The 6932-nt window shown below is 38.4% G+C and carries 5 protein-coding genes; 3 read left to right on the top strand and 2 right to left on the bottom strand.

Going from position 1 to position 6932, the window contains the following annotated elements; translation table 11 throughout:
* Positions 1-5: 5 nt before the first annotated feature.
* Both tnpB and DXB58_RS22400 read right to left on the bottom strand, forming a co-directional pair.
* A complete protein-coding gene (tnpB, locus tag DXB58_RS22405; protein ID WP_004296723.1) occupies positions 6-356 on the bottom strand; it encodes an IS66 family insertion sequence element accessory protein TnpB in 351 nt (116 codons plus the stop codon).
* Complete coding sequence (locus DXB58_RS22400) at positions 344-748, bottom strand: hypothetical protein (protein ID WP_122138311.1); 405 nt, start codon at positions 746-748, stop codon at positions 344-346. Before DXB58_RS22400 ends, tnpB begins: the two co-directional genes overlap by 13 nt.
* A gap of 572 nt (positions 749-1320) precedes the next feature.
* Here DXB58_RS22400 and DXB58_RS22390 point away from each other — a divergent pair.
* From DXB58_RS22390 to DXB58_RS22380, 3 genes are all read left to right on the top strand, one after another.
* A complete protein-coding gene (locus DXB58_RS22390) occupies positions 1321-1836 on the top strand; it encodes an RNA polymerase sigma-70 factor (RefSeq protein WP_122138310.1) in 516 nt (171 codons plus the stop codon).
* Between the two features lie 69 nt (positions 1837-1905).
* Positions 1906-5193: a TonB-dependent receptor gene (locus DXB58_RS22385; RefSeq protein ID WP_122138309.1), complete on the top strand. Its 3288-nt coding sequence runs from the start codon at positions 1906-1908 to the stop codon at positions 5191-5193.
* 12 nt (positions 5194-5205) lie between these two features.
* Entirely contained in the window at positions 5206-6930 is a 1725-nt protein-coding gene (locus tag DXB58_RS22380) for a RagB/SusD family nutrient uptake outer membrane protein (RefSeq protein WP_122138308.1), read from the top strand.
* Positions 6931-6932: the final 2 nt, after the last annotated feature.

Below are 6932 nucleotides of genomic sequence, written 5' to 3'. Positions count from 1 at the left end.
TTGTATTAGATCCTAAAACGTTTTCTCAACCGTACAGACTTTAATGACACTCCATTTAAGATAAAAGACAAAACCTGATAAGAAATCTCGTAATTACCTGTATTGGGGTTAAATGTCGGTAACTCAAAACTTCCACCTTCGAGGCGCTTGTAGTACAGAAGAAAGCCATCGCCATCCCAACGCAGTATTTTTACACTTTGTCGGTTTTTACCAAAGAATAAAAAGATATCTCCGGAAACGGGAGACAAGTCCTTCATTTCCGATCGTATAATTTTGAATAAACCGTCAATGCCAAGGTTCATACGAACAAAGCCCTGGTACAGATAGTAGCGATTGGCTGATGTTAGAGAATACATGGATCTCCCTCCTTTCTTTCGTAATCGCGCAACATTTTAATAACACCACTGGGTGTGGCCCGTTTGACCGAAATGGTGGTTCCACTGTTAAAGGTGATTGTGATCCCGGCAAGACTAAACTCTTCTTCCGGCAACATGGCGGGTGCTATTTGAGTGAATGAAGGAGAGGAAGTTGTCGGTTGGGAGGGTTCAACGCCGCCATAATAATCACGGACCACATCTGCCTTGGCTTGTTTAACGCTATAGCCCCGTCTGGACATCCAGGAACTCATACCACCAAAAGTGGTATGCTGATCGCGGCAAACATCGGCTAAAGAACAATTGTAGTCTACTTTCAATACTTCAAGGAAATGTTTCCAAGTTTTTCCAAATCGATTTTCTGCTAAATCCATAATGCTTCATTTTTATACATAGCAAAAATATAAGAATGAAAAAAGGGCGACAAGATAGAATCGCGGAGACGCTTACGTTTTTTATAGGGAGTAATCTATAAACGCAAGCTTTGTTTTTATAAATGCAACTTGCGTTTATAAAAACAAAGCTTGCAATTATATAATTGAAGCTTGCATTTATAGTTTACCCTTAATCAAACGTAACTTTGCAATAAGTGCAAAGCAAGTTTGTCTTTAATGAAATGAAAGTTTTCTCTTAATGTTTATGTCTCATCAAAGCCGTTGATGAGACAATGAATCGGTAAGATCGTGAAATGGTGAGATTGAAAAGGAGAGAAAGGTAAGGGCAAACAGGTGTAAGTGGAGCGAAAATGCATAGATTTTAGTGTATGGAGTCTCATTTTATAAAGTGATACTCTATTTAATGAGAATATAACTTGTTGATAATGAGAAGAGTGTATTTAAATAAGTCTAACTAGATTCGTTGAGATTGATCTGCTTTATTTTACGACCGTTATATCCGAAATCCCCTCTATATTTGCATCGTGATTAAAACCGAAAAAGATAGTATTATGGAGACAATAGCTAACACTTACGACGACATTATCACCCGTTCTTATGAAGAATATTATCAGGTGATTCTTACCTATATTACTTATCGTATCACTCATCGCTACGAAGCGGAGGATCTAACCCAAGATGTATTTGTACGTCTGCTGGACTACAAACAAATGCTCCGTCCCGACACAGTGAAATATTTTCTGTTCACTATTGCCCGCAATATTGTAATCGACTATATCCGTCGTTATTATAAGAAGCAGGAGATAGACAGCTACATCTATGATACTATGTCTGCTTCTACCAATGAAACAGAAGAAAAAATTATCGGTGATGATTTAATGACAATGGAACGGACCCGTCTGGCTGCCATGCCCGAACAACGTCGGTTAATTTATACATTAAGCCATTTCGAAAATAAAACTTCTCCGGAAATCGCTAATGAACTGAATCTAAGTTGTAGGACGGTAGAAAACCACCTATTCCTTGGACGTCGTGAAATGCGCGAATTCTTCCGAAATTGTATATAATCTTATTCATTAATAAATAACCCTTTGTGCTTATGGAAAAGGAGTCAGAATTTACAAAGAGGTGTTTGTATGCCTCATCTTATTTTAGAGAACAAGAATTTAATACTATTTTTAAACCTCAAATTTAATTTTATGAATGATATCTTAAAGTGTTCGCCGAAGAGATTTTTATTTTCAATGGTGGTTGCTTCTGCGCTATTGACAGGAATACCCCAGAATACCTATGCAGAAGTTGATAGGTCACAAACTGCTATGCAGACGGTGACAGTAAAGGGGACTGTGTTAGATGCAAATAGTGAGCCGATAATCGGTGCTAGTGTGTTGATGAAGGGGACTACTAATGGTACAATTACGGATATAGACGGAAACTTTATACTTAGTAATGTCAATCCGGGAACATTGGTTATTTCTTATATTGGCTATAAAACAAAAGAAATTAATGTAAATGGTAGCGTACCTGTGAAAATTACATTACAAGAAGATTCTGAAGTATTGGATGAAGTTGTAGTAGTGGGTTATGGTACACAGAAGAAATCTTCATTAACAGGTGCTGTTGCAGTTGTTGGAGCTAAAATGCTTCAGGAAAAAGGAGGACTGTCTAGCCCATTGGAAGCTCTACAAGGACAGGTGCCTGGTGTTATGATAACTCGTAGCTCTTCTGCTCCGGGTGATGAAAGCTGGGGACTAAGTTTGCGTGGATCAGTATCTGTGAACAGTACAGAACCATTAATAATAATTGATGGGGTGGCGTATGAAAGTGTGAATGAGCTTCGTCTGCTGAATCCTAATGATATTGAGTCAATGAACTTTTTGAAAGATGGTGCCGCTGCAATCTATGGTTCTCGTGCTGCTGGAGGTGTTGTCCTAATAACTACAAAGAAAGGCGCTGAAGGTAAAGTGAAAGTAGAATATAGTGGTAGCGCTACTTTGAAAACTGTTGGTTTGATGGCTTCTGCTATGAATATTGATCAATGGGCAGATGGCGTAATGACAGCATTGACGAACGATAAAAATACGTCTAATGTATGGTATACTTATGCAGAATTGGCAAAGAAATATAAAGGATCATATCTTGATATGCGCTATAGTCCTAATCCGTTCGGTTCGACCAACTTTACAGATGTTGCGGATTTTGTGTTTACAGATGACGTAAATTGGCTGGATACGCTTTTTGGTGATACATGGAGTACAGAGCATAGTTTAAGTGTTTCTGGTGGTTCAGAAAAATCATCTTATCGTATTTCGATGAGTTATCTTTATGATGGTTCTACATTGCAATTTGGTGACAATAACAACAAGCGTTACAACTTTCGTATGAATAATACATATAAGTTTACAAAGAACCTGAAACTGGACTCTTCTATTTCGTACAATCGGCAAGAACAGGTTGCTCCGACACAGATTGAGTCTGCTTTATCCGCTACTTTGCCTATGCCGGGACTTCCATTTGAGTCCTTAAACGGAAAACCGTATGCATGGGGAACATGGGGATCTCCTGCGGCTATTGTTAGCAATGGTGGTAATAATAAACTCTCTGTTTCTGCTATCTCATTAAGTGAGACATTGAATTATCAGATTTTAGACTGGTTATCTGCTAATGCTAATGTTGGATATAGTACGAGTACGGCATCGCGTAATAAAACAATAAATTCTGTCACTTTTTATAATTATATGGGTGATGTAGAAGTGCGGACAGATCCAACGCAAGCAAACTCAACTTACACTCAGACAAGTTCGAGAACTGATTTTTATTCAGTTTCCGGTTATTTGGCAGCTAATAAAACATTTGCGCAAAAGCATAAGTTGAATTTGACATTGGGTGCACAATATGAATTTAAAGAGTACACTTATTTTGGAGTGATGGTGAAAGATATTCAGAATGGTATGGAAATAGTAAACGGTTCGGGTGATGTGACTTTGACTGGTGATGAAAAGAAATATCAAAATGCGAATCTTTCTTATTTTGGACGTTTTAATTATGATTATGATGGACGTTACTTGCTGGAACTGAATGGACGTTACGACGGCTCTTCTAAGTTCTTGCCGGAAAACCGTTGGGATCTCTTTTATGGTGTTTCATTGGGTTGGCGTATAAAAGAAGAATCTTTTTTGCAGAAAGTTGATTGGTTGAGTGATTTGAAGTTGCGTCTTTCTTATGCCGAAGTCGGTAATCAGAGTGGCATTGGAAACTATGACGGAGTGCAACTTTATAATTTGGTTGCAGCAGGTGATGATGGCGCATATATAGGTTCTAATAAACTTTCTTATATAAAAACGAACGGAACTCTGGCTTCTACAACACGTAGTTGGGAACGCATAAAAAATTATAATGTCGGTGTTGATTTTGGTTTTCTGAATGGTAGTTTGACTGGTTCTGTTGAGGCTTTTATGAAGCAGAACAATAATATGTTAGTTAGTGTCACTTTCCCGGGAACATTAGGAGATTCTGCTCCGAAAGCGAATGCCGGAAAGTTTAAAGGATGGGGATATGAAGGTCAGCTTAACTATCGCAACAGGATTGGAGATGTAAACTATCACATAGGTGGTACTTTTACTTTTGCCCGTAATAAATTAGTGGATTATGGTGGTACAACAGTTTTAAAGTCAGGATATGTACAAACACAACAAGGTTATCCTCTGAATTCAATTTTCGGTCTGCGTTACGGTGGCAAGATTCAGAATGAAGAACAGTTGGCTGCCTACAAGACAAAGTATTATAATAATAACGGAATTGGTATGCCATCGAATCTGCGTGTAGGTGACAATATGTATTGTGACGAAAACGGAGACGGTGTGTTAGATGAAAAAGACTATATCTATCTGGGCAGTGACACTCCTGAAATCTCTTATTCTTTCAATTTTGGAGCAGACTATAAAGGATTTGATATCAATGTTGTTTTCCAGGGAGCTGCCAATCGTTTTGTTTATCGTCCGATTGATAACTGGACAGTGCCGTTCCGTAGCAATTATACCAATACAAGCACTGCTTCTCTTGGCAATACATGGAGTGAAAATAACCGGGATGCTTACTATGCCCCATATACCAATGAAAGTAATATCAATAATTACAATTATCAGGCATCCTCTTTGACAGCACAAGATGGTCGTTATCTTCGTCTGAAGAATGTAACAATCGGTTATACTTTTCCTGCTAAGTTGTTGAATAAAACAAAAGTAATATCAGGGGCTCGTATATATCTGACGGGAGCTGATTTGTGGGAAACTACCAAAATAAAAGATGGGTGGGATCCTGAAGCATCTGCTCGTGATACCAATAATACCACTCAGGCAGCTAAGGGGGTGAAGCGTTATCCGTTCACTCGTAACTTTACTATCGGAGCTAATTTAACCTTTTAAATAATTGATGATATGAAATTAAAACAATATATAAAAGCCGCATGTCTTTTTTCTTTCGTAGCAGTGACAACTTCCTGTATGGATTTGGAACCATTGTCGGATTTGGGAGATAATTTGGTGTGGGACAACGCCGCTAATTTTCAGTTGTTTGCTAACCAGTTTTATAGTTGGCCTCATGATTTTGACCGTGCTGTGTCAGATGAACCACATAGTGATTACCGTTCTGATTTAGTGGCTGGTTCATCCATGAATGTATATAGCCAGGGTACAAATGCTATTCCTGCTACAGATGCTAATTACACCAAACTATATAAACGCATTTACTATACTAACCTATTGTTGAAGAATGCAGAGAGTTTTGATGTACCGGCAGATATTATAGTACCTGTAGCCGAAGCAAAGTTTTTCCGTGCATATAGTCATTTTGAATTAGTACAGCTTTATGGTGATGCTATTATTCTTACGGAACCTTTGGACTTGGATTCTGAAAAACTTTACGGCAGACGTAATGATCGTGGTGAGGTGATTGATCAGGTGATTAAAGATTTGAAAGATGCAGTTGGTGGCTTACCCGAAACATCATCAGAGGCAGGACGATTGAATAAATATATTGCATATGCCATGTTGTCACGTGTAGCGTTGTATGAAGGTACTTGGCAGAAATTTCACACTAACGGTAAAGATGCTACCTCAAATACTTCCCGTAGTACAGAATTGCTGACTATTGCGAAGGATGCGGCTAATGAAGTAATTAAAGGTGGTAAATATCAGTTGTTCTATAATGAAAAACTGGGTAATGAGAGCTATCGCTATATGTTTACATTAGAGGATGGTGCACAATGTAATCCGGCAAATCTTTCGAAGAGCGACAATACAGAATATATCTTTGTGAAACGTCATCGCAATGGAGATAAAACTGCATGGAATCTGACTCATGGTATGGTGGCAAATGCTTGTTATGTAACCCGTAAATTGGCGAATATGTATCTTTGTTCTGATGGGTTGCCTATTGGTAAGTCATCTAAATTCCAGCAATATGCAGGTGTGACGGATGAATTCCAAAATCGGGATAACCGCATGGGAAATAATATGTTATATCATGGACAACAATACTGGAATAATGACGGTAAATGGCGCACAACTTGGACGGATGCTGATTTAACAAGTAGCCTGACTGCTAATGTACGTTCGGGTAGTGGATATCAAAACCGTAAATGGGGTACTGAACGCCAGGTGGAAGATTATTACGAATCTTATGATTTCCCAGTTATCCGGTATGCAGAAGTATTGTTGAATTATGCAGAAGCTGTTTATGAATTGAATGGTACTATTACAGATTCAGAATTAGATTATTCATTGAATAAGGTTCGTCTTCGTGTCAATCCAAATATGCCTAAATTGAGTAGTACATTAGTTTCGGCAAACAATCTTTCAATGCGTGAAGAGATACGTCGGGAACGTACTGTGGAACTTGTATTGGAAGGTTTCCGTATTGATGACTTAAAACGTTGGGCTACAGCTCCTGATGAAATGCCACAAGATATGCTTGGTATACAAGTAACAGGTACCTGGTTTGAAACAAACTGGACAGATCATAAACGTTCACTTAGTTCTGACGGTTGCCTCATTCTTTATAGTGATCGTACTTGGAATGATAAGCTTTATCTTTATCCGCTGCCTTCTGATCAATTACAGTTGAATCCACAGTTGGAACAGAACCCTGGTTGGAAGAACTAAGA

It is taken from the genome of Bacteroides sp. OM05-10AA (genome assembly GCF_003439055.1).
GTDB lineage: Bacteria > Bacteroidota > Bacteroidia > Bacteroidales > Bacteroidaceae > Bacteroides > Bacteroides intestinigallinarum.
The sequence above is the reverse complement of the archived record's forward strand: the minus strand, read 5'-3'. Positions and strand labels throughout refer to the sequence as shown.

Bases quoted from the DNA above. Each gene is read 5' to 3' on its own strand.
- DXB58_RS22380 (WP_122138308.1), top strand. From the start codon at position 5,206: ATGAAATTAAAACAATATATAAAAGCCGCATGTCTTTTTTCTTTCGTA.
- DXB58_RS22390 (WP_122138310.1), top strand. From the start codon at position 1,321: ATGGAGACAATAGCTAACACTTACGACGACATTATCACCCGTTCTTAT.
- DXB58_RS22385 (WP_122138309.1), top strand. From the start codon at position 1,906: ATGCCTCATCTTATTTTAGAGAACAAGAATTTAATACTATTTTTAAAC.
- DXB58_RS22400 (WP_122138311.1), bottom strand. From the start codon at position 748: ATGGATTTAGCAGAAAATCGATTTGGAAAAACTTGGAAACATTTCCTT.
- tnpB (WP_004296723.1), bottom strand. From the start codon at position 356: ATGTATTCTCTAACATCAGCCAATCGCTACTATCTGTACCAGGGCTTT.